Annotated in this window: 20 protein-coding genes and 1 pseudogene; 11 read left to right on the top strand and 10 right to left on the bottom strand. The window is 58.1% G+C overall.

Annotated elements, in window-relative coordinates; translation table 11 throughout:
* Nucleotides 1-5 precede the first annotated feature (5 nt).
* On the top strand, nucleotides 6-848 hold the full coding sequence (gene fghA, locus GT753_RS03400; protein ID WP_015377214.1) for an S-formylglutathione hydrolase: 843 nt from the start codon (nucleotides 6-8) through the stop codon (nucleotides 846-848).
* Between the two features lie 36 nt (nucleotides 849-884).
* Here the strand turns inward: fghA and GT753_RS03395 are convergent, their stop codons facing one another.
* The 8 genes from GT753_RS03395 to GT753_RS03360 form a co-directional block, all read right to left on the bottom strand.
* On the bottom strand, nucleotides 885-1193 hold the full coding sequence (locus tag GT753_RS03395) for a CcdB family protein (protein ID WP_073528876.1): 309 nt from the start codon (nucleotides 1191-1193) through the stop codon (nucleotides 885-887).
* Nucleotides 1194-1195: 2 nt separating this feature from the next.
* The gene (locus GT753_RS03390) at nucleotides 1196-1438 is read right to left on the bottom strand and encodes a type II toxin-antitoxin system CcdA family antitoxin (protein ID WP_078061989.1); all 243 of its coding nucleotides are present in this window, start codon (nucleotides 1436-1438) and stop codon (nucleotides 1196-1198) included.
* A 69-nt stretch (nucleotides 1439-1507) separates the two neighbouring features.
* Complete coding sequence (gsiD, locus tag GT753_RS03385) at nucleotides 1508-2428, bottom strand: glutathione ABC transporter permease GsiD (protein ID WP_174242101.1); 921 nt, start codon at nucleotides 2426-2428, stop codon at nucleotides 1508-1510.
* A gap of 9 nt (nucleotides 2429-2437) precedes the next feature.
* Nucleotides 2438-3358 carry a glutathione ABC transporter permease GsiC gene (gsiC, locus tag GT753_RS03380; protein ID WP_004938995.1) on the bottom strand — a complete coding sequence of 307 codons (921 nt, stop codon included), beginning with the start codon at nucleotides 3356-3358 and terminating at the stop codon, nucleotides 2438-2440.
* Nucleotides 3359-3410: 52 nt separating this feature from the next.
* Nucleotides 3411-4946 (bottom strand): glutathione ABC transporter substrate-binding protein GsiB, encoded by a 1536-nt coding sequence (gene gsiB, locus GT753_RS03375; RefSeq protein ID WP_004938996.1) that lies wholly within the window; start codon nucleotides 4944-4946, stop codon nucleotides 3411-3413.
* 23 nt (nucleotides 4947-4969) lie between these two features.
* Entirely contained in the window at nucleotides 4970-6844 is a 1875-nt protein-coding gene (locus tag GT753_RS03370; protein WP_015377210.1) for a dipeptide ABC transporter ATP-binding protein, read from the bottom strand.
* 19 nt (nucleotides 6845-6863) lie between these two features.
* Entirely contained in the window at nucleotides 6864-7820 is a 957-nt protein-coding gene (locus tag GT753_RS03365; protein ID WP_015377209.1) for an isoaspartyl peptidase/L-asparaginase family protein, read from the bottom strand.
* Nucleotides 7821-8178: 358 nt separating this feature from the next.
* Complete coding sequence (locus GT753_RS03360; protein WP_004938999.1) at nucleotides 8179-8715, bottom strand: DUF924 family protein; 537 nt, start codon at nucleotides 8713-8715, stop codon at nucleotides 8179-8181.
* 157 nt (nucleotides 8716-8872) lie between these two features.
* On the opposite strand from GT753_RS03360, the gene moeA reads away from it, so the two are divergent.
* Nucleotides 8873-10111 (top strand): molybdopterin molybdotransferase MoeA, encoded by a 1239-nt coding sequence (gene moeA, locus GT753_RS03355; protein ID WP_160125266.1) that lies wholly within the window; start codon nucleotides 8873-8875, stop codon nucleotides 10109-10111.
* A 2-nt stretch (nucleotides 10112-10113) separates the two neighbouring features.
* Entirely contained in the window at nucleotides 10114-10869 is a 756-nt protein-coding gene (gene moeB, locus GT753_RS03350; protein ID WP_160125265.1) for a molybdopterin-synthase adenylyltransferase MoeB, read from the top strand.
* Nucleotides 10870-11026: 157 nt separating this feature from the next.
* On the opposite strand, the gene GT753_RS03345 is transcribed toward moeB, so the two are convergent.
* The gene (locus GT753_RS03345) at nucleotides 11027-11386 is read right to left on the bottom strand and encodes a hypothetical protein (protein WP_075685125.1); all 360 of its coding nucleotides are present in this window, start codon (nucleotides 11384-11386) and stop codon (nucleotides 11027-11029) included.
* A gap of 473 nt (nucleotides 11387-11859) precedes the next feature.
* Here GT753_RS03345 and GT753_RS03340 point away from each other — a divergent pair, with 473 nt between their 5' ends.
* The 8 genes and pseudogenes from GT753_RS03340 to GT753_RS03305 all read left to right on the top strand — a co-directional run.
* Nucleotides 11860-13104, top strand: coding sequence for a SidA/IucD/PvdA family monooxygenase (locus tag GT753_RS03340; protein ID WP_015377206.1), 1245 nt, complete (start codon nucleotides 11860-11862; stop codon nucleotides 13102-13104).
* 14 nt (nucleotides 13105-13118) lie between these two features.
* On the top strand, nucleotides 13119-13505 hold the full coding sequence (locus GT753_RS03335; RefSeq protein ID WP_160125264.1) for a cupin domain-containing protein: 387 nt from the start codon (nucleotides 13119-13121) through the stop codon (nucleotides 13503-13505).
* Nucleotides 13498-15042 (top strand): class I tRNA ligase family protein, encoded by a 1545-nt coding sequence (locus GT753_RS03330; protein ID WP_160125263.1) that lies wholly within the window; start codon nucleotides 13498-13500, stop codon nucleotides 15040-15042. Before GT753_RS03335 ends, GT753_RS03330 begins: the two co-directional genes overlap by 8 nt.
* On the top strand, nucleotides 15032-16087 hold the full coding sequence (locus GT753_RS03325; RefSeq protein ID WP_015377203.1) for an FAD-binding oxidoreductase: 1056 nt from the start codon (nucleotides 15032-15034) through the stop codon (nucleotides 16085-16087). Before GT753_RS03330 ends, GT753_RS03325 begins: the two co-directional genes overlap by 11 nt.
* Nucleotides 16084-17304: an MFS transporter gene (locus GT753_RS03320; protein ID WP_075686600.1), complete on the top strand. Its 1221-nt coding sequence runs from the start codon at nucleotides 16084-16086 to the stop codon at nucleotides 17302-17304. The genes GT753_RS03325 and GT753_RS03320 overlap by 4 nt, the downstream gene beginning before the upstream one ends.
* Nucleotides 17301-18542 carry an ATP-grasp domain-containing protein gene (locus tag GT753_RS03315; protein WP_015377201.1) on the top strand — a complete coding sequence of 414 codons (1242 nt, stop codon included), beginning with the start codon at nucleotides 17301-17303 and terminating at the stop codon, nucleotides 18540-18542. Before GT753_RS03320 ends, GT753_RS03315 begins: the two co-directional genes overlap by 4 nt.
* Nucleotides 18539-19426, top strand: a complete 888-nt coding sequence (locus GT753_RS03310) for a hypothetical protein (protein WP_160125262.1) — start codon at nucleotides 18539-18541, stop codon at nucleotides 19424-19426. The genes GT753_RS03315 and GT753_RS03310 overlap by 4 nt, the downstream gene beginning before the upstream one ends.
* A gap of 132 nt (nucleotides 19427-19558) precedes the next feature.
* Nucleotides 19559-19669: pseudogene (locus tag GT753_RS03305) on the top strand (molybdopterin-synthase adenylyltransferase MoeB); the annotation flags it as partial.
* Between the two features lie 51 nt (nucleotides 19670-19720).
* Here GT753_RS03305 and GT753_RS03300 read toward each other — a convergent pair.
* Entirely contained in the window at nucleotides 19721-21313 is a 1593-nt protein-coding gene (locus tag GT753_RS03300; protein WP_085336429.1) for an ABC-F family ATPase, read from the bottom strand.
* Between the last annotated feature and the right edge of the window lie 111 nt (nucleotides 21314-21424).

The following is a 21424-nucleotide window of genomic DNA, read 5'->3' as shown; positions in this document are numbered from 1 at the left end:
CAGAGATGACGTTGTCATTGGAACTTCTCGAAGAGCACCGCATGTTCGGCGGCTGGCAACAGCGCTATCGCCACGCGGCGCAGAGCCTGAATTGCAACATGACATTCAGCATCTACCTGCCGCCGCCGCGCGATGACAACCCGCCGCCGGTGCTGTACTGGCTGTCGGGGCTGACCTGCAACGACGAGAACTTTACGTTGAAAGCCGGCGCGCAGCGCATCGCCGCCGAGCTGGGCCTGGTGCTGGTGATGCCGGACACCAGCCCGCGCGGCGACGAAGTGCCGAACGACGAAGGCTACGATCTGGGCCAGGGCGCCGGATTCTACCTGAACGCCACCCAGGCGCCGTGGGATCGTCACTTCCGCATGTACGACTACATCAGCGCCGAACTGCCGGCGCTGATCGAACAGCACTTCAGCGTCAGCGATCGTCAGTCAATCTTCGGCCACTCGATGGGCGGCCACGGCGCGCTGATGATGGCGTTTCGCAATCCGCAGCGCTTCCGCTCGGTATCGGCCTTCGCGCCGATCGTCAATCCGTGCCAGGTGCCGTGGGGCCGCAAAGCCTTCACCGCCTATCTGGGCAGCGACGAGAGCCAGTGGCTGCAGTACGACAGCTGCCATCTGCTGGCCAGCGGCGCGGAGAAAATGCCGGTCCTTATCGATCAGGGCGACGACGACCAGTTCCTGGCCGATCAGCTGCAGCCGGCGCGGCTAGCCGAACTGGCGCGCCAGCGCGACTGGCCGCTGACGCTGCGCATTCAGCCGGGGTACGATCACAGCTACTTCACCATCGCCACCTTCGTGGAAGATCACCTGCGTTTCCACGCCGAGCACCTGTTCCGCTGATAAAAAAATCCGGGCGGTTAAACCGCCCGGATTTCTTCAAAAGCCATCAATCAGAAAATCGATGGCAGCTTTAATTTGATTCCTGTGCTCATTGGCATTACCAACGGCCTTCCCGATCTGTGAAATACGTACGGCAGCCATCTCATGGGTCATAACGAGAAACTTTTCGCCGTTTACCTCAATCTCCGGGCACAGGCGTGCAGAAATTTTAACTCTGACGTTATCCAAAGCATAAAGAGGGATCATTAACCGGGTCGAGAGGGCATCAATAAGATCGCTTTGAACGTCCAGTAAGTAGGGATAGGCTGATGCCGGATACGTATTGTCATATACGGTAAACTGCATATTCAAAATGTCCGATATTCATCAGACAACAAACCATTTTCTTCAGTGATGCGATTAAGTTCTTCTAACGCCGCGCGATTTTGCTCGCGCCACTGTTGAATCTCAATATCCCTGACACGGACGCTCAATGCGTCTGTCAATACGGATGACACATTAACGCCCAGGGATTTTGCACGCTGGAAAAGATCGCGATCGATGGTTACGTTGACTGTCTTTTTCGTCACATTGTTATTTGCCATATCCATTCCTCATCCCTGTAACATACACGGGTCAAATTTTCATCAATTATACTCGTAAAACAGGGGTATGCCAATTCAGCGATACCCTCCCCCCTTCAGCTTCGGATCCAGCGCGTCGCGCAATCCGTCCCCCAACAGGTTGAACGCCAGCACGGTGATGAATATCGCCAGGCTGGGGAAGATCGCCACGTGCGGCGCGATCACCATATCGGCGCGTGCCTCATTGAGCATCGCCCCCCACTCCGGCGTCGGTGGCTGGGCGCCCAGTCCCAAAAACGACAGGCTGGCGGCGGAGATGATCGAGGTGCCGATGCGCAGGGTGAAATAGACTACGATCGACGACAGCGTGCCCGGCAGAATGTGCCGCAGAATGATGGTCCAGTCCGAGGCGCCGATGCTGCGCGCCGACTCGATATAGGTCAGGTGCTTCAGCACCAGCGTGTTGCCGCGCACCAGGCGGGCAAAGGCCGGAATGCTGAAGATCGCCACCGCGACGATCACGTTGGCCATGCCGCTGCCCATGATCGCCACCACGCCGATCGCCAGCAGGATGCCGGGAAACGCGAACAGCACGTCGCAGACGCGCATGGTGAGGCGATCCCACCAGCCCTCATAGTAACCGGCCAGCAGCCCCAGCAAGGTGCCGATCGCCCCACCCGCCAGCACCGAGAACACCCCGGCCGCCAGCGAAATGCGCGTGCCCATCAGGATGCGGCTGAAGATATCGCGCCCGAGGGAATCCACCCCCAGCCAGTGCATCAGCGAAGGCCCTTCGTTCAGCCGGTCGTAATCGAAGTAATTTTCCGCATCGAACGGCGCCAGATAAGGCGCCAGCAGCGCCGCCGCAATCAGCAGCAGCACCAACAGACCGGCGACCAGCGCCGCCCGCTGGCGGCGAAAACGCCGCCAAAATTCGCCCCACGGCGTGCGTACCACGTTGGGGTCAATAAGCGGCATCGCCTTCAATGCGGCGCTGCGCCGCCAATGCTTAATCATGCCGCGTCCTCATTGGTAACGAATCGCCGGGTTGATCGCCGCGTACAGCATATCCACCAGCAGGTTGATCAGGATGAACTCCAGCGAGAACAGCAGCACCTCGGCCTGGATCACCGGGTAATCGCGCATTTCCACCGAGTCCACCAGCAAGCGCCCCAGCCCCGGCCAGTTGAACACCTTCTCCACCACGATCGAACCGCCGAGCAGGAAGCCGAACTGCAGCCCCATCATGGTCACCACCGGGATCATCGCATTGCGCAGGCCGTGTTTCATCACCACCACGCTTTCTCTCACGCCCTTGGCTCGGGCGGTGCGCATGTAGTCTTCCTGCAGCACCTCGACGAACGAAGCGCGGGTGAAGCGCGCCATCACCGCCGCCACCGCCGCCCCCAGGGTTACCGAAGGCAGAATGTAGTGCCGCCAGCTGTCGGCGCCCACCGTCGGCAGCCACCCCAGCTCGACCGAGAACACCTGCATCAGCAGCATGCCGAGCGCAAAGGCCGGGAACGAGATCCCCGACACCGCCAGCGTCATGCCGAGGCGATCCGGCCAGCGATTGCGCCACACCGCAGACACCACGCCGATCGCCAGGCCGAACGCCACCGCCCACAGCATGCTGGTGACGGTCAGCCAGAAGGTCGGCAGAAAGCGCGAGGCGATCTCTTCGCTCACCGGGCGCTTGGACACCATCGAGATGCCGAAGTCACCCCGCAGCGCGTTAACGAAAAAGTGCGCGAACTGCTGCGGCAGCGGCTTATCCAGCCCCAAATCCTTGCGCACCAGCTGCACCACCGCCTCGTCGGCCTCCGGCCCCGCCGCCAGCCGCGCCGGATCGCCCGGCAGCAGGTGGACGAACAGGAACACCAGCACCGCCACGATCAGCAGCGTCGGGATCAGGCCCAGCAGTCGTTTCAGAAAATAATTGAGCATCTCATTCCTTCCCCCGCCCGCCGCCGTCTGGCCGCAGGCGGGGATGGGCGCCTTATTTCAGATCGGCGTTATCAAAGTTGAACGAGGTATCCGGCATCACGTAGAAACCGCTCAGCTGTTTGCTGTTGGCCGACAGCAAGCGTTCGGTCGCCAGGAAGATCCAGGGCGCGTCGGCCCAGATACGATCCTGCGCGTCCTGATACAGTTTCTGCTTCTCGGCGCGATCGGTGGTCGCCAGCGCGTCGGTCAGATCCTTGTCCACCTGCGGATTGCTGTAGAACGCGGTGTTGAACTGCTTCGGCGGCGCCGCCTGGGTGGAGAACAGCGGCGACAGCGCCCAGTCCGCTTCCCCGGTCGAGGCCGACCAGCCGGTGTAGAACAGCCGCACGCCGGTGTCTTTCACCCCGACGCTCTCCACCTGCGCCGCGCGCTGCCCAGCATCCATCGCCGTCACCGTCACTTTCACCCCCACCTGCGCCAGCTGCTGTTGGGTGAACTGCAGCACTTTCTGCGCGGTGCTGTGGTTGTGGGAAGACCACAGCGTGGTGGTGAAGCCGTTCGGGTAGCCGGCCTCTTTCAGCAGCTCGCGCGCCTTGGCCGGATCGTACGGCCACGGCTTATAGCGGGCGGCGAAATCGATGGCCGGCGGCACCGGCCCTTCCGCCGGCACCGCGTAACCGGCGAACGCCACCTTGATCAGCGCGTCCTTGTTGATGGCGTAGTTCAGCGCCTGGCGCACCTTCGGGTTGTCGAACGGCTTTTGGGTGACGTTCATGCTGATGTAACGCTGCAAGATCGACGGCGCGGCCACCACGTCCAGCTTGGCGTTGCCTTCCAGCACCTTGGCCTGCTCGTAAGGGATCGGGAAGGCGAAGGTCGCCTCGCCGGTCTGCAGCATCGCCGCGCGGGTGTTGTTATCCACCACCGGGCGCCAGGTGATGCTGTCGAGCTTCGGCAGCCCCGGCTGCCAGTAGCCGTCGAACTTCTTCACCTTGACGAAATCGGTCTGGTTCCAGGTCACGAACTGATACGGCCCGGTGCCGACCGGGTGGAAACCGATCTCCTTGCCGTATTGCTTCAGCGCCGCCGGCGAGATGATCGCCGCCGCCGGGTGCGCCAGATTGTTGACGAACGCCGAGAACGGCGCCTTCAGCACGATCTTCACCGTATTGGCGTCCACCGCTTCGGTTTTGTCGATCATCTTGAACAGGTTGTAGCGCTTGAGGTGGCTGTCCGGGTTGCTGGCGCGATCGAGGTTGACCTTCACCGCCTCGGCGTTGAACGCGGTGCCGTCGTGGAATTTAATGCCCTGGCGCAGTTTGACGGTGTAGGTCAGGCCGTCTTTGCTGACCTCATAGCTGTCCGCAAGCACGTTCACCAGCTTCATGTCCTTATCAAAGCCGAACAGCCCCTGATAGAAAGACTTGGCCACCGCCTGCGACAGCGTGTCGTTGGCGTCGTAAGGATCGAGGGTGGTGAAGTTGGAGGCCACGGCGATCACCGCGTCCTTCGCCGCCCAGACCGGGCCGGTTCCCGCCGCCAGCAGTACGGCGGCCAACAGCGCATTGCGTTTGAATGTGTGCTTCATGTCGCTTGTCTCTCCTGAGGTCTTTAAAAAGCACCGGCGATCGGGTGGCGGGCGACAAAGTGCCCGGCGCCAACCTGCACCAGCGGTGCGGTAACGGGTTCATCGCCCAGCGCGCGCACCGGGCTCGGGATCTCATCGGCCGGCAGCGGCTGCCGTTTGTGGGCGTGAGCGGGATCGGCCACCGGCACCGCCGCCATCAGCTTGCGGGTGTAGGGATGCTGCGGATTGTCGAACACCGCCTGCCGCGGGCCGATCTCGACGATCTGCCCGAGGTACATCACCGCCACCCGGTGGCTGATCCGCTCCACCACCGCCATGTCGTGTGAAATAAACAGAAAAGCGATGCCGAACTCGCGCTGCAGATCGAGCAGCAGATTGACGATCTGCGCCTGAATCGACACGTCCAGCGCCGAAACCGCCTCGTCGGCGATCACCACTTTCGGGTTCAACGCCAACGCGCGTGCGATGCAGATACGCTGGCGCTGGCCGCCGGAAAATTCGTGCGGGTAGCGGCGCGCGTGTTCCGGCAACAGGCCGACGCGTTCCAACAGCCAGGCTACCCGCCGTTCCGCCTCCCGGCCGCGCATCACGTTGTGCACCAGCAGCGGCTCCATGATGGAAAAACCGACCGTCAGGCGCGGATCGAGCGAAGCGTAAGGATCTTGAAAGATGAACTGAATATCGCGCCGCAGGTGCTGCAGCGCCGGCCCCTTCAACCGATCGATTCGCCGCCCGGCGAAGGTGATGGTGCCGCTCTGGCTGTCCACCAGTTTCAGCAAAGAACGCCCGGTGGTGGACTTGCCGCAGCCGGACTCGCCCACCAGCCCCAGCGTCTCGCCGGGGTAAAGATCGAAACTGACGTTTTCCACCGCGTGCACCCGGCGAGTGACCCGATTGAACAGCCCGCCGCGCAGATCAAAACGCGTGACCAGATGATCCACCCGCAGGATCGGCGCGGCGCCTGGCGGCACGGTATCCTGCGGCGCTTCATCCTCCTCGCCTCCCGGCAGCGGAAACTTCGCCGGCAGCGGCCGATCGGCCATCGCCCCCAGCTTCGGCACCGCCGCCAGCAGCGCCCGGGTATAGGCCTGCTGCGGCGTGGCGAACAGCTCGCGCACCCGATTTTGCTCCACCTGCTCACCGCGGCGCATCACCAGCACCCGGTCAGCAATCTCCGCCACCACCCCCATGTCGTGAGTGATGAAAATCACCCCCATCTGCATCTCCTGTTGCAGCACGCGGATCAGCTGCAGGATCTGCGCCTGAATGGTGACGTCGAGGGCGGTGGTGGGCTCATCGGCGATCAACAGCGCCGGCTTGCAGGAGAGCGCCATGGCGATCATCACCCGCTGGCGCATGCCGCCGGAAAGCTGGTGCGGGTAGCGCCCCAGCACCTCTTTAGCCTCCGGAATACGCACCAGATCGAGCATGCGCAGCGCCTCCTGGCGCGCGCTGCGGTGATCCATGCCCTGATGCAAACGCAGCGATTCGGCGATCTGCTCGCCGACCGGAAACACCGGGTTGAGCGAGGTCATCGGCTCCTGGAAGATCATCGCCATATCGGCGCCACGCACCGTGCGCAGCGTGCTCTGCGAGGCGCGCGCCAGATCGAGCAGCGCGCCGTCGCGCCGGCGCAGCGTCATGGCGCCGCCGACGATGCGCCCGCCGCCCTGCTCCACCAGCCGCATCAGCCCCAGTGAAGTCACCGATTTGCCGGAACCGGACTCACCGACGATCGCCAGCGTCTCGCCGCGATCGAGCTCGAACGACAGGTTGCGCACCGCTTCCACGGCGCCTTCGGATTGAGGAAAGCTGATGCTCAGATCGCGCACCGACAGCACACGCTGCGGCGGCAATGGCAGCCCGTCGCCGGCGGGCCGGAATGAAACGTCGGTCATACACCCTCCCGGTGAACGCTTAGCGATAAATCCCGACGGACGGCGCATCGCCGACATAGCCAAAACCGCGGTACATCCCCTCGCTGTTGAACGGCAGCGCGATATTGCCGTGGCGATCGACGGCGATCATGCCGCCGCTGCCGCCCAGCGCCGGCAGCTTCTCCATCACCACCCGATCGCTGGCCTCTTGCAGGCTGAGGCCGCCGTATTCGATCAGGGCGGAGACGTCATAGGCCGCCACGCCGCGCATGAAGATTTCGCCGGTGCCGGTGCTGGAGACCGCCACCGTGGCGTTATTGGCATAGCAACCGGCGCCGATGATCGGCGTGTCGCCTACCCGCCCGGCCTGCTTGTTGGTCATGCCGCCGGTGGAAGTGGCGGCGGCGAGGTTGCCCAGCGCATCCAGTGCCACCGCGCCGACGGTGCCGAATTTGCGATCGGGATCGAGCGGATCGCCGGCCTGCGCCGCGCCGTCGTGATCAAGCAAGACCCGCCCCTGCTCCGCCTGGGCGCGGTGCAACTGATCAAAGCGTTCCTGGGTAAAGAAGAAGTCGGGAGTAACCATTTCCAGGCCGTGGGCGGCGGCAAACTTCTCGGCGCCTTCGGCGGCAAACAGCACGTGCTCACTGTTTTCCAGCACCGCGCGCGCCGCCAGCACCGGGTTGCGGATATGGCTGACGCCGGCGACAGCGCCGGCGTCGCAGGTGCGGCCGTCCATCACGCAGGCGTCCAGTTCGTGGGTGCCCTGATGGGTAAACACCGAGCCTTTGCCGGCGTTGAACAGCGGGCATTCCTCCAGCAGCCGCACCGCTTCGGTCACCGCGTCCAGCGCGCTGCCGCCCTGCGCCAGTACCGCCTGCCCGGCGGCCACGATCTCGGACAGCGCCTGGATATACTGCCGTTCTTTTTCCGCACTCAACGCCGCCCGGGTAATTGCGCCCGCGCCGCCATGAATGGCAATCACTGGTTTGCTCATTTGCCTGACACCCTGTGTTAATCCCGCCGTTGCGCAGCGAATAAGCTGAGCGCGGTATCATTATTATTCAGTCTTTTTCGACTCTATTTAGTCCTACAGTGGAAGTACAGCATAACGTCCACGTCCCGCTTTTAGCGTAGCGCGCTTAGACCATTTCGCACCTTGAAATAGCTTATTGGAATAAAAACAGCAGGTTATAAAAAGCGGCAAACCGCTGACAGTGCGGCTGGGATTATTGGTAATTTCGCGAGAGGAAATAGCGGCATGGCGTAATGAAATAAACGTTCGCGCTGAGTCACGCTTATTGTGGCGCCCGGCCTGCTGTTTTTCCCCCGGCCGGGCGCAGATGATCCGACGATTAAAAACCCGAGCCGGGCTGCCGTAAAAAGGCCTCTTCTTCCGGCGTGCTGATGCGCCCCAATATTGCGTTGCGATGCGGGTAGCGGCCGAAACGATCGATGATCGCCTTATGCCGTAGCTCGAACTCCAGCTGGTCGCCGTTATTAAGCTCGGTATATAACACCAGCGCCTGCTGGTGGATCAGCGGCGATTCCGAATGCATGAACGGCAGATAAAGGAAGCCGCGCTGCTCACGGCTCAGCCGTTCGCACTCGCCGCTGCGGATCGCCTCCTGCGCCAGGACCAGCGCCATGCCGTCGCAGGCGAACGACTGCGGCGTGCCGCGAAACAGGTTGCGGCTGAACTGATCGAGCACGATCACCTCCGCCAGGCGCCCTTCGATGGTGTCGCGCCAGTGCGCCAGTTCCCCCGCCGCCGCCGCCCGCCAGATTTCGCCGAAGCGGCTATGCAGCAGACGATCGAAATCATCGTCCTTTTTGAACCACATCACCGGTTCGATCTCGTCGAACCAGAACTCGATAACCTGTTTATGCATCATGATCCTCCTGTGTTTTAGGCAGTTTATACCCGTTCGCGCTTCCGGCGCAGTGCGAAAGATGGCGGGCATAACCCGTTCTCCCCCCCGGCGTTCTCTGCCATAATAGCCGCACTTTGTCGCTATCATTGCGCACCCTGATTACGGAGTTCCCCTTATGGATCATTGCCATACTTCCGATCTCATCTCCCTGGAGCAAGCGCTGGAAAAAATGCTCGGGCAGATCGCACCGCTGCAACAAACCGAATCCGTCGCGCTGACCGCCGCCGCCGGCCGCATCACCGCCGCGCCGGTGGTCTCACCGCTCGACGTGCCGCCGTTCGCCAACTCGGCGATGGACGGCTATGCGGTACGCCTCGCCGATCTGGCGGCCAATGCTCCATTGCCGGTCGCCGGGAAAGCCTTCGCCGGCGCGCCGTTCGACGGCCAATGGCCGGCCAACAGCTGCGTGCGCATCATGACCGGCGCGCCGATCCCGGCCGGGGCGGTAGCGGTTGTTATGCAAGAGCAGGCCGAAGTGAGCGACCAGGGCGTGCGTTTTACCGCCCCGGTAGAAGCCGGCCAGAATATCCGTCTGGCGGGTGAAGACATTCGCCAAGGCGCCAGCGTGTTGCCGGCCGGCGTGAGGCTGGGCGCCGCGCAGCTGCCGCTGCTGGCTTCGCTCGGGGTCGCCGAAGTGCAGGTGATGCGTAAGCTGAAGGTGGCGGTGTTCTCCACCGGCGACGAACTGCAGCCGGTCGGCCAGCCGCTGCAGGCAGGCCAGATCTACGACACCAATCGTTTCGCAGTGCGCCTGATGCTGGAGCAGCTGGGCTGCGAAGTGCTCGATCTCGGCATTATCCGCGACGATCGCGATGCGCTGCGCGCCGCCTTCGAACAAGCGGACAGCCAGGCCGATGTGGTGATCAGCAGCGGCGGCGTCTCGGTCGGCGAAGCCGACTACACCAAACAGATGCTCGACGAACTGGGCCAGGTCAGCTTCTGGAAGCTGGCGATCAAACCCGGCAAACCGTTCGCCTTCGGCAAACTGGGCCACGCCTGGTTCTGCGGCCTGCCGGGCAACCCGGTTTCCGCCGCCCTGACCTTCTACCAGCTGGTGCAACCGCTGCTGGCGAAGCTGGCCGGCCACAGCGACTGGCGCCTGCCGCCGCGCCTGCACGCCCGCGCGCTGACGCCGCTGAAGAAATCGCCGGGGCGCCTCGATTTTCAGCGCGGCGTGTTCAGCAGCAACGCCGCGGGCGAACTGGAGGTCAGCACCACCGGCCACCAGGGCTCGCACGTCTTCAGCTCCTACAGCCAGGGCAACTGTTTCATCGTGCTGGAGCGCGAACGCGGTTCGGTGGCGGCGGGTGAAACGGTGGAGATCGAGCCGTTCAACGCCCTGCTGAGGAGCTGAACATGTTGCCGGAATTGACCGACGCCGAAGCGCTGCGCTACAACCGCCAGATCGTCCTGCGCGGCTTTGACTTCGACGGCCAGGAGAAGCTGAAGGCCGCCCGCGTGCTGATCGCCGGGCTGGGCGGGCTGGGCTGCGCCGCCGCGCCTTATCTGGCGGCGGCCGGCGTCGGCCATCTGGTACTGGTGGATTTCGACACCGTCTCGCTCTCCAATCTGCAGCGCCAGATCCTGCACCGCGACGATCGCATCGGCCAGAGCAAAGTCGCCTCCGCCAGACAGGAGCTGAGCGCCATCAATCCGCATATCCGCATCGATGCCATCGACGGTCGTCTGGAAGATGACGCGGTCGCGGCAGAGATCGCCGCCTGCGATCTGGTGCTGGACTGCACCGACAACGTGGCGGCGCGCGACGCCCTGAACCGCCTGTGCCACGCACTGCGCAAACCGCTGGTTTCCGGCGCGGCGATCCGCATGGAAGGCCAGCTCAGCGTGTTCACCTATCAGCCGGGCGAGCCCTGCTACCGCTGCCTGAGCCGGCTGTTCGGCGACAGCGCCCTCACCTGCGTCGAGGCGGGCGTGATGGCGCCGCTGGTCGGCACCATCGGCACTCTGCAGGCGATGGAAGCCATCAAGCTGCTGGCCGACTACGGTCAGCCGCTGCGCGGCAAACTGTTGATGTTCGATGCGATGAGCATGCAGTTCCGCGAGATAAAGCTGCCGAAGGATCCGCACTGCGAGGTGTGCGGCGGGGCGTGACGGCTTCGTCATTAGTAGCTTGAGAGGTCGGTGTTGGAAAATCGTGGCACAATATATTTTCCAATACGTTTGTGAAAGTAAAATGCCTCTGGCAGAAATTGAAGCTACCCGCTTTATTGCAATATAAGACGAAAAGATATTAGAGTCGGCAACAAGCTCACCGGAATGAAAATGGGTTGCCGCTCTCATTATCACCGAGTGCGTAATAGATCAACGGATCAGCCGGCATGACCACACGATGGCTGCCGCTGATCATATTAACGATCGCACTGCGTGGGCCTTCACGCCAGCGAGCATCAGCATAAAATTGAGTAAGCTGACTTTCCATTTCTGACTCGTTTAGAAATGACCGCACCAGATAATAATTATCAGGATCATGGAGTGAATTACCAAAGCGTAATACTTTCACCCCAATTTTCAGGTGCAGAGGTACACTCTGTTCTTTCATAATATCGTGAAATGCAGCGCCTGTGCCGGGTTTTAACGTGTATTGGAGCACTTCGATCACTGTTGTCATACGGTTTACCACCTCATTATCTCTTTTCTCTATCATGATCTGATTAGTATATCAAGCCTGTCGATATGATGGGGTTACTCCTTCTAAGGCATTACTATACAGCAAAACCTCTTTCACTACATGATCAGTTATAATTATAAAAAAATAGTAAACATTCATTAAATTTATAGCACCATGAATTAATTCTACTACTTAGTTTTTAAACAACCCTAAGAAATACTGTTCATACATACGGATCATCCTGCCGCTAAAGCACATTCCAAAATGTTACTCTGAAGTTAACGTTTGTAGCTTTATGTGTATTGTTTGTCATTTTACGGAGTGCTAGTTTCTTTCCACACACAAAAAGTGTGGTCGTTATAAATAATATAATTAGCGTCAAAATCTTTATTCCAGGGAAATGACAGGTGGCAATCATTCGCAATCAATAATGCGGAGTTTGCTATACACAAAATGGATTTAGGAAAAAATTAATGCAACACACCGATCTATTAATGATTGGCTGCGGCCCATCAAACCTCGCAGTAGGTGTCGCACTTGAAGAATGTGCTGAAGTTCACAACATCAACTCTTCTCTCATTCTGGAAAAAGACACTTCTGTTTGTTGGCATAGGGGAATGTTATTTCCTGAAGCGCAGTCTCAGGTTTCCTTTCTGAAGGATCTGGTCACGCAGCGTGATCCGACCAGCCGGTTCAGCTTTCTCAATTTTTTGCATAAAACCAACCGCCTGGACAGTTTTGTCAACCTGCAGACGTTTAACCCCTACCGTAAAGAGATTTCGGATTATTTGCAGTGGGTAGCGGGTGGCCTGGAGAAAACACAGGTTATTTACAACAGCAAAGTAGTGGCAGTCAGACCGGAACTTGCATCGGAAGGGCAAATTACTGGCTGGCACGTAACCGTTGAAAATGGCGACAGTTACCGCGCCCGCCGTCTGATTTTTGGGGCTGGCCGCGACCTCAATATCCCGGCTGTGTTTGAGCATGTCTCACCGGATAATGTGATCCATAGTGCCAATTTCCTGACGGCTCTCGAACAAATGAAGTGCGGTAGAGTTAACCGTATCGCGGTAATTGGCGGCGCGCAAAGCAGTGCCGAAATGTATCAATCCTGCCTTGAGCATTTCCCCACGGCCAATATCACCATGATCATGCGCTCCATCGGGCTGGTGAATTATGAAGGCAGTCAATTCACCAATACGTTATTTCAGAATGACTACATCAACACGTATTTCAATTGTGACAATGCAACCCGTGAAAAGACCCTGGCGGCGATGCATACCACCAACTATTCCGGCGTGGCCCCATCAACTTTGTCAGGGCTTTATCGTTTCCATTATTTGCAGGAGTTGCGTGGTGAAAATCGGGCGGTAATGCTGACACAGTGCGATATTTTACATGCGGTAGATGATGACGGCGGTGTGCTGATCACCTGGAAAGATAACAAGTCAGGCCACTCACACTCTGCGCGTTTTGACGTAGTGTTGCTGGGTACAGGATATAAGAATAAAACGCCGACACTCTTCGACAGTTTGTCAAATCATCTTGATATCGAAAAAATCCGCGTCGACCGCAATTATCGCGCCGTTTTGCCTTATGCCCCCGGCGTTTCTCTGCATCTGCAGGGGGTTAATGAAAGCACGCATGGCATTGCAGATTCATTGTTGAGTGTACTGGCATTCCGTTCAAAAGAAATTATTGACGATATCACGGCCTGATTTTAGGGAAAAAAATGCATTCCTTTAAACCACTTGATCGCACTTCTATGCGATTCGAGAACAATCTGCACGCCCAGCGTTTGATGCCGTGGCCCGAGCTGAACGCACCGTTTGAAAGTTCATGGTGCGTTATTGCACCCGGCGCGTCTTCGACTCCGCATGAACACCACGAATACGAAATATTCGTCGCCATTAAAGGTGAGGCATTTATTGTGTGCGAAGGTGAAAAAACGCGCTTTAAAGCCGGCGACACCGTTCAATTCCCGCCATTCACCCGGCATTGCGTGCTCAATGAAAGCCCCGAGCCGTTCGAAATGTACAGCATTTGGTGGGATGAGGAGATGTCCTCACGTTTTGCTCAACGTCATCAACAAAAAAATCAGGTGTCAGACCATGTCTAAAACGCTCGTTATTGCCCCACCGCCCACGCCCAATGGCGATCTGCACGTTGGCCACATGGCCGGGCCTTACTTGGCCGGCGATATTTACGCCCGCTACCTGCGCCTGACCGGAGAACGCGTCAACTACGCGACCGGCACTGATGACAGCCAAACCTATGTTGTCACCAGCGCCTACAAACTGGGCACATCTCCAGAAAATTTATGCCGTCAGGCTGCCGACGACATCAGGCAAAGCCTGAATGACTGGGGAGTCGAGCTGGATGGTTATGCCCCGTTCGACGACGGTTATAAAGAAATGGTGTACGCCTTTTTGTCTCCCCTACATGAGCAGGGCAAGTTCCGGCTCAAAACCGTCAGGCTGCCGTACTCGACACACCGCAATACGTTTATGGTGGAGTCGTTCGTGTCCGGTGAATGCCCGACCTGTCTGGCGCAGTCCCGCGGTGGATTGTGTGAAAGTTGCGGACACCCCAACAACTTTGATGGATTAAAAAACCCGGTGGCGACATTGCCCCCCTACGAATCACTGGAGTACAGAGAAACGGAGATCCTGGTGTTCCCGGTAGAAGCATACAGGGCCGAGCTGGAGCGTTATTACGCCGCGAAAAAAGGCAGCTGGCGCCCGCACATTCTTCAGCTAATGACGGAACTGTTCAACCGAGAGCTGATCGATTTCCCTATCACTTACCCCATTGCCTGGGGATTGCCATCGCATTTTCCCGGCACGGAGGGGCAAGTGCTCAACGCCTGGGCGGAGGGGATGCCGGCATCGATGTACTGCAACGCCTGTGGCGAAAACAACGCGGCGCCGACGGATGCAACCTGGCGTGCTGAAACAGGTAATCGCCTGGCGTATTTCCTCGGCTTCGACAACTCCTATTTTTGGGGAGTGACGCATCTTGCCTTGCTGATGGCGCATGAGGGTAAGTACCTGTTGCCTGACACCATCGTGCCCAATGAGTTTTACGAGCTGGAAAACGCCAAGTTCTCGACCAGCCGCGGCCATTTGATCTGGGCCCGCGATCTGGTAAAAACCCTGCCTCGCGACTATGCCCGTTTCTATCTTTGCCTGACCAGTCCGGAACACAACCGGAACAATTTCAGCCGAGATGCCCTCAGTCAAATCCTTAACGAACGACTGATTTCCGCCTGGAATGCGCTTGCCCGTGCATACGCCACGCAACGCTGGGAATTGCGCCAGAATGACGATGAGGCCAATACTCCTCTGCTGGTCGACACCATGCGTCAGCGCCTGGCTCTGCCCTGTCGTCTCGAGACGTTCAGTCAAAGCCGATTGGCTGACTGGTGCCTGCACCATATTGGGCGCTTGCAGGAGCTGGTTGCGGAAGAAAGCGATATCAGCCTGAAGGCAATTAATCAACAGTTACGGGTCCTCGTCGACGGCTTGGGGTTGATTATGATTGACCTTCACCACGCTATCGTGAATGCCAATCCGCTGAACGGCAGTGAACAATGGGCCTTGCCTGAACTGCCGCCGATCGCCACATTCACCAACAGTGGGTCATATGCGTCCTAACATCGCCATCATCGGAGCCGGCATTACCGGCGTCATGACTGCGCTGGCTTGCGCCCGTAAGGGCGCAAGCGTTGAGCTGTATGACGCCGCCGCCATTCCGAACGCTGCCAATCTGTCGTGGGCACATGGCCGTCTGTGGAAACACGCGCACGAAAACAATGCCGCGTTGCAACCGCTGGCTGCGCACTCGCTTGCTTTCTGGCGCCAACTCATCGGCGCAGGCAGCGATGCAGTCGGTTGTCAGACGCAATCCATTCGTGTGGTGGATGACGCCGATTGTCGTCGTTTGGCGCAGCTGTATGACGCGCTGGCGATAGGTTATGACATCCAGGATCCCGTGTTGTCGACACAGAGCAGCCTGTTGCGCATGCACAGTTCTAATCGACGGCTCTTCGTCGGCCATGACGCCATTCTTCTCGATGCACAAAAGGTATATGCACATTTGTGCCAAGCGCTGGCAAACACGGGCAGCATCGCGTTGAAACCGCATACGCGCGTAGATCTCGGCACCATTCGGGAGGGGAGGCATTTTAGCGTTAACGGTGAGCGTAAAAGCTACACGGCGGTGATTTGCACGGCGAGCCGCCCTCTCACCCGACACATTGGCCGGTCAGGCGTCGCTCCGGCGCCGCAATATCAGGTTCACCTTGACGTGCACCTCAACGATCCCCGTGCGTGTTTGTTAAAGCCGGTGCTGACGATGGGAGATGAACAGCGATCATGGTGTGTACCGTCGCCGGAACGTCGGGTGCTTAAAGTGAGCGCCAGTCGATTTTCCTACTCGATGCCGCCAGACAGTCACGACCTGCAGGTGTGTAAGCGGTATTTACTTGACCGACTACGCGTTAAATATGACCAGGTGGATGTCGTCGTGTCGCCCTACTTTGAATTGCCGGCTGAAAAACGGCAAGGCACTGCTTACTGGGGCCGGCACGATGTCACCGGATGCATCGCCGTTGAAGCGTGCGATGCCTCTATTTTTAAGATCGCCCCGGCGCTGTCCGAGCAGATCAGCCAGTATGCCATTCACGGAGTTAACGAATGAGTAATGAAACCATTTTGCTGAACGTGACAACCCGCCAGATCAGCAAAAGAAACGAAAATCTAATCCTTGCCGCGTCGCTGGTTTCCACTCTGGGGAGCGGTATACTCACCATCGCCAACGCGCTGATCATTTCACAGAGCATGGGAACGGCGAAAGCCGTGGGCACACTGTTCATTCTGATCGCGCTGCCGCAAGCCTTTTTCTCGGTGTTGTTCGGCAAGTTGTCCGATACCTACGACAGAAAGAAGATCTGCATCATTACCAACGTGGTCAACGCGGCTATCGTCATTGGCGTTTTGGCCGGTATCAATACATTCACCGATCCCTCGATGGTCATCTTTGTCTGCAGCTTTATGCTGTCCATGACCATGGCTATGTTCTTCCCGGCCAATAACGCCATCATCAAGGATTCGGTAGAGTCGGGCAGAATGGCTGCATTCAATGCCAAACTCGAAATGGCAGTGCAAATTGGTGCTTTGACATCGGTGGCGATCGGCGGGTTTCTGATCCAGCTGATTGGTGTGGATTTCGTGTTTGTGCTGAACGCCATCACCTTCATCGCCAGTGCGGCGCTGTTTTTCATGCTGACGCCGCGTGTACAGGGATCAGATGAAGTGCCCGAAGGCGACACCGCCTCCGAACCAGTGCCGGCAACTACCTTGCCCGCCGTGAGAAAACCCTGGCTGATGCTGCTGTATGGCGTCGGCAACATCATCGTGACGGTCAGCAATATGCTGTTGGTGCTGTTGGTCACCAAACATTTTGCCTCCGGCGCCGGCGTTCTGGGTGTGGTTGATGCACTGGCCGGCGTAGGGGTAGCCATCGCCGCCGCCATGACACCGTTCCTGCAGAAGCGTTTTTCCTTACTGACGATTGTCATGTTCGGCTACGTGGCGAATGCGGCATTTATTGCCCTGCAGCCGCAATTTACGTTGCCGTGGCTGATGGTCTTCTTCCCGCTTGGTGCCGTGTGTTTTGGCCTGGCGCGTATCTCGTGCCGCACGCTGATGTTCAACACCATTCCTTCCCATTACACCGGCCGTTTCTTCGGCTTCAGCAACGCAATTGGGCTGACGTCAGCCGTCGTACTGACCTACGCCATTGGCGAGCTGGTCGATAGCACCACTGTCCTGGCCGGATATGTGGCGTTGGCGCTGGCTGTGGTCTTCCTGGCGCTTTTGGCATCAACCCTGGTCTTTAAAGGAAAAACAAAATGAAATTATTGGCGATTGAAGTCGGGCAATTTGGCGATTACTACAATTCGCGCTACCAACAGGTGGAACAGCACGGTATTGAGCTGTATGTCCTGTCCGGGCTGGCTGATAGCGATCACTGGCATGCCGGGCGATTCTTCGTTTCCGACAGTATGGATATCAACGATTTGACCACGCTGGCCATACAGCTGCATCGGGATTTTCACTTTGACGGGGTGTTCACCTTCGCGGAGAACAGCGTGATCGCCACGGCCATGATCGCCGACGCCCTGCAGCTGCCGAGCATCCCGGTTGAGGCGGCGGTAAAAAGCCGCAACAAACTTGCCATGCGTGAAGCCCACCGCGCCGGTCAGGCACCTCACCCGGAATTTCGGCTGACACCGACGCTGCCTGAAGCGCTGGAGGCGGCGGCGACCCTCGGTTATCCGGTGATCCTCAAACCCACACTGGGTTCGGCCAGCCAGTTTGTCTACCGCGTCGACACGCCTGAACAAATGGCGGAGTTCTTCCCTAAAGCCCTGATCGGCATATCAGAAATGAGCCAGTTCAAAAATGAAGGGATCACTGACGTACTGGGCCCCAACTCGCTGCTGGTCGAGTCGTATCTGGATGGACGTGAATTTCTGATCGAGGCCTATTCCTGGGACGGCGTCACGGTGCTGGGCTCCATCGTCGATCGTGTCACCCTGGAAGGGAACTCGTTTGATGATGATGTCCATCACACGCCGACCGATCTTGATGGTCTGGATCTGCAACGCGTGCATGACGTGGTGCATGCCGGTGCCGTGGCGCAGGGGCTGACGCGCAGCGTGATGCACGCAGAGATCCGGTTCCATCAGGGTAAACCCTACATCGTTGAGATTGCCGCCCGGCCTGGCGGCGGCGGCCTCGATTTTATGGCCCGCATCTCCGCCGGCTATTGCCCTATCAAAGCGGTCATTGATATGGCGATTGGGCAGAAACCGGACTACCTGTGTTATTCGCCAACCGGTAAACACACGTTTGCGCTTTGCCTGATCTCCTCGCCTGGGCGGATCGACATCATCAGTGTCCCTGAACACATTACGCAGGATCCGAACACCTTCATGCTGAAAATCATTTCACCACTCGGCAGCGTCATCAAACGGCCGCCGTTGGGGAACGATATTATCGGTTTCCTGGGCGTTAAGGGCGACAGTCGCCAGGAGACAGAACAGAAAGCGATGAACTACAGCCAACAGGTGATTGTGACGACACGATGAAAAAGATCGGACTGGCGATAGCGTTAGGGAAAGACGCCAACAGCCATACACGAACCTTTATTGAGGCTATTAATTATAGCCTCAAGCATTTTCCTGAGTTCAAAAAAAACACGTTGAAAATTGTCAACGACGAAAAATCGTCGGCAGGAGGAGAGCGTGCCGCTATTGAGCTAATTGAATGGGGCGCAGACGTGGTTGTCGGCCATTTTTCCAGTTTTGCCGCGTTGGCGGCATTACCGTTATATCTCCGACAATCCATACCCCTGATATTACCGGCCTCGACAGCGTGTGAGTTTGGCGAATCTAACAAAGTTAACCGAGTCGAGGTAATGAAATATCAGAAAGATGATGCCGCCTTGATGGCCTATTGCATTGATGACAGCATTATTAATTGTCAGGGTGGAAATGTTTATGCGGTGGTACAGAATAATGCTTATGCCAACCGGATGATAGACCACTTCCCTCTCTTGGCCGATATTCAGGTCATCCGGGAGCTGCCTGGGCGGGCCGAAAAAGGGGATACGTTTATTATCATTGGCTTCAGTGATTTTGCATCGACCATCATCAAAAAGTTGTCTCAAACACAGGTTTATCGGATCCTGTTGGTTGACGACTCGGATGATGTTGAAGTCCATAAATCATGCATTTTGCGGCCTCAACGCTTGTCGCGTGTTCGCTCCGCATCGCATATTTCGCGACATGGCATGAAACGGCCATACTGGAATGAAACTCTGCTGGCATTATCGCTGGCTTGCAGCATTACATCTCAACAGGCAGCCAAACATGGGGAGGGATTAAGTTTCAACACCTATCTTGGATTACAGGACTTCGATAAATTTAATTGCTATGGCGATTGCATATTGATCTCAGAAGAGCTGATCTAGCCGGCTGTTTGAACGTGCAGGCTACATCTGAGCGTCTTATCGCAAAAGCGCAAAGTTTGTAAAACATTGCCTTACGTAAATCCTTTGTATAACGCCAAGGGGACTGAGGCACTTAGCTTACTATGAAAAATGTACAGTCAACCGCTGCGCGGCAAGCTGTTGATGTTCGATGCGATGAGCATGCAGTTCCGCGAGATGAAACTACCGAAGGATCCGCACTGCGAGGTGTGCGGCGGGGAATGACGGATAAAAAAAGGGCGGGATAATTCCCGCCCTGATGCGTTGCCGCGAGGGTTACACGATGCCCTGGCTGCGCAGATAGTCTTCGTAGTTGCCGGTAAAGTCGATCACCTTGTTCGGGGTGATTTCCAGAATGCGCGTCGCCAGCGAGCTGACGAACTCACGGTCGTGGGAGACGAAGATCAGCGTGCCTTCGTACATCTCCAGCGCCATGTTCAGCGATTCGATGGATTCCATATCCAGGTGGTTGGTCGGTTCGTCCATCACCAGAATATTCGGGCGTTGCATCATCAGCTTGCCGAACAGCATGCGGCCCTTCTCGCCACCGGACAGCACCTTCACTTTCTTCTTGATGTCGTCCTGGCTGAACAGCAGACGGCCCAGCACGCTGCGCACCGCCTGCTCGTCGTCTTTTTCCTGCTTCCACTGGCTCATCCAGTCGAACACGCTCAGGGTGTCGTCGAACTCGTATTCGTGATCCTGCGCGTAGTAACCGATACGGGCGTTTTCCGACCACTTCACGGTACCGCTGTCCGGCTGCGCGTCGCCCACCAGCGTTTTCAGCAGGGTGGTTTTACCGATGCCGTTGGCGCCCAGCACCGCGACCTTCTCGCCCACTTCCACCATCAGGTTCAGCTTGCTGAACAACGGGCCTTCGTCGAAGCCCTTGGTGAGCGCTTCCACTTCCAGCGCGTTACGGAACAGCTTCTTGTCCTGTTCGAAACGGATGAACGGGTTCTGGCGGCTGGAGGCTTTCACCTCTTCCAGCTGGATCTTGTCGATCTGGCGGGCGCGGGAGGTGGCCTGCTTGGATTTGGAGGCGTTGGCGCTGAAGCGGCTGACGAACGATTGCAGCTCGCTGATCTGCGCCTTCTTCTTGGCGTTGTCCGCCAGCAGACGCTCGCGCGCCTGGGTGGCGGCTGTCATGTATTCGTCGTAATTGCCCGGATAAACGCGCAGTTCGCCGTAGTCCAGATCCGCCATGTGGGTGCAGACCATGTTCAGGAAGTGACGGTCGTGCGAAATGATGATCATGGTGCTGTTGCGCTCGTTGAGCACGTTTTCCAGCCAGCGAATGGTGTCGATGTCCAGGTTGTTGGTCGGTTCGTCGAGCAGCAGGATTTCCGGATCGGAGAACAGCGCCTGCGCCAGCAACACGCGCAGTTTCCAGCCTGGCGCGATTTCGCTCATCGGGCCGTAGTGCTGCTCCACCGGAATACCCACGCCGAGCAACAGTTCGCCGGCGCGCGCTTCGGCGCTGTAGCCGTCCATTTCGCCGTAGGCCACTTCCAGATCGGCCACTTTATAGCCGTCTTCTTCGCTCATCTCCGCCAATGCGTAGATGCGGTCGCGCTCTTCCTTCACCGCCCACAGTTCGGTGTGGCCCATGATCACGGTATCCAGCACGCTGTACTGCTCGAAGGCGAACTGATCCTGACGCAGTTTACCCAGGCGCTCGTTCGGATCGAGGAACACGTTGCCGCCGCTCGGCGCCAGATCGCCGCCGAGGATTTTCATAAAGGTGGACTTGCCGCAGCCGTTGGCGCCGATCAGGCCGTAACGGTTGCCGCCGCCGAATTTGACAGAGATGTTTTCAAACAACGGCTTGCTGCCGAACTGCATGGTGATGTTGTTAGTGCTTAACACAGCGCTCGCTCTTTATACATAGGGAATGTGATTTGGCGCGCATTATGCCACAACGGGGTGCAGAGATCGCGGGAAGTTTCGGTGACTTTTTGAGCGCCTGCGGCATCCTAT

Source organism: Serratia sp. Z4 (assembly GCF_009900725.1).
GTDB lineage: Bacteria > Pseudomonadota > Gammaproteobacteria > Enterobacterales > Enterobacteriaceae > Serratia > Serratia nematodiphila.
This window is presented reverse-complemented; position numbering and strand designations above follow the sequence as displayed.

Excerpts from the sequence above, each read along its gene's own strand:
- fghA (WP_015377214.1), top strand. The coding sequence starts at position 6 with ATGACGTTGTCATTGGAACTTCTCGAAGAGCACCGCATGTTCGGCGGC.
- GT753_RS03395 (WP_073528876.1), bottom strand. The coding sequence starts at position 1,193 with ATGCAGTTTACCGTATATGACAATACGTATCCGGCATCAGCCTATCCC.
- GT753_RS03390 (WP_078061989.1), bottom strand. The coding sequence starts at position 1,438 with ATGGATATGGCAAATAACAATGTGACGAAAAAGACAGTCAACGTAACC.
- gsiD (WP_174242101.1), bottom strand. The coding sequence starts at position 2,428 with ATGATTAAGCATTGGCGGCGCAGCGCCGCATTGAAGGCGATGCCGCTT.
- gsiC (WP_004938995.1), bottom strand. The coding sequence starts at position 3,358 with ATGCTCAATTATTTTCTGAAACGACTGCTGGGCCTGATCCCGACGCTG.
- gsiB (WP_004938996.1), bottom strand. The coding sequence starts at position 4,946 with ATGAAGCACACATTCAAACGCAATGCGCTGTTGGCCGCCGTACTGCTG.
- GT753_RS03370 (WP_015377210.1), bottom strand. The coding sequence starts at position 6,844 with ATGACCGACGTTTCATTCCGGCCCGCCGGCGACGGGCTGCCATTGCCG.
- GT753_RS03365 (WP_015377209.1), bottom strand. The coding sequence starts at position 7,820 with ATGAGCAAACCAGTGATTGCCATTCATGGCGGCGCGGGCGCAATTACC.
- GT753_RS03360 (WP_004938999.1), bottom strand. The coding sequence starts at position 8,715 with ATGCATAAACAGGTTATCGAGTTCTGGTTCGACGAGATCGAACCGGTG.
- moeA (WP_160125266.1), top strand. The coding sequence starts at position 8,873 with ATGGATCATTGCCATACTTCCGATCTCATCTCCCTGGAGCAAGCGCTG.
- moeB (WP_160125265.1), top strand. The coding sequence starts at position 10,114 with ATGTTGCCGGAATTGACCGACGCCGAAGCGCTGCGCTACAACCGCCAG.
- GT753_RS03345 (WP_075685125.1), bottom strand. The coding sequence starts at position 11,386 with ATGACAACAGTGATCGAAGTGCTCCAATACACGTTAAAACCCGGCACA.
- GT753_RS03340 (WP_015377206.1), top strand. The coding sequence starts at position 11,860 with ATGCAACACACCGATCTATTAATGATTGGCTGCGGCCCATCAAACCTC.
- GT753_RS03335 (WP_160125264.1), top strand. The coding sequence starts at position 13,119 with ATGCATTCCTTTAAACCACTTGATCGCACTTCTATGCGATTCGAGAAC.
- GT753_RS03330 (WP_160125263.1), top strand. The coding sequence starts at position 13,498 with ATGTCTAAAACGCTCGTTATTGCCCCACCGCCCACGCCCAATGGCGAT.
- GT753_RS03325 (WP_015377203.1), top strand. The coding sequence starts at position 15,032 with ATGCGTCCTAACATCGCCATCATCGGAGCCGGCATTACCGGCGTCATG.
- GT753_RS03320 (WP_075686600.1), top strand. The coding sequence starts at position 16,084 with ATGAGTAATGAAACCATTTTGCTGAACGTGACAACCCGCCAGATCAGC.
- GT753_RS03315 (WP_015377201.1), top strand. The coding sequence starts at position 17,301 with ATGAAATTATTGGCGATTGAAGTCGGGCAATTTGGCGATTACTACAAT.
- GT753_RS03310 (WP_160125262.1), top strand. The coding sequence starts at position 18,539 with ATGAAAAAGATCGGACTGGCGATAGCGTTAGGGAAAGACGCCAACAGC.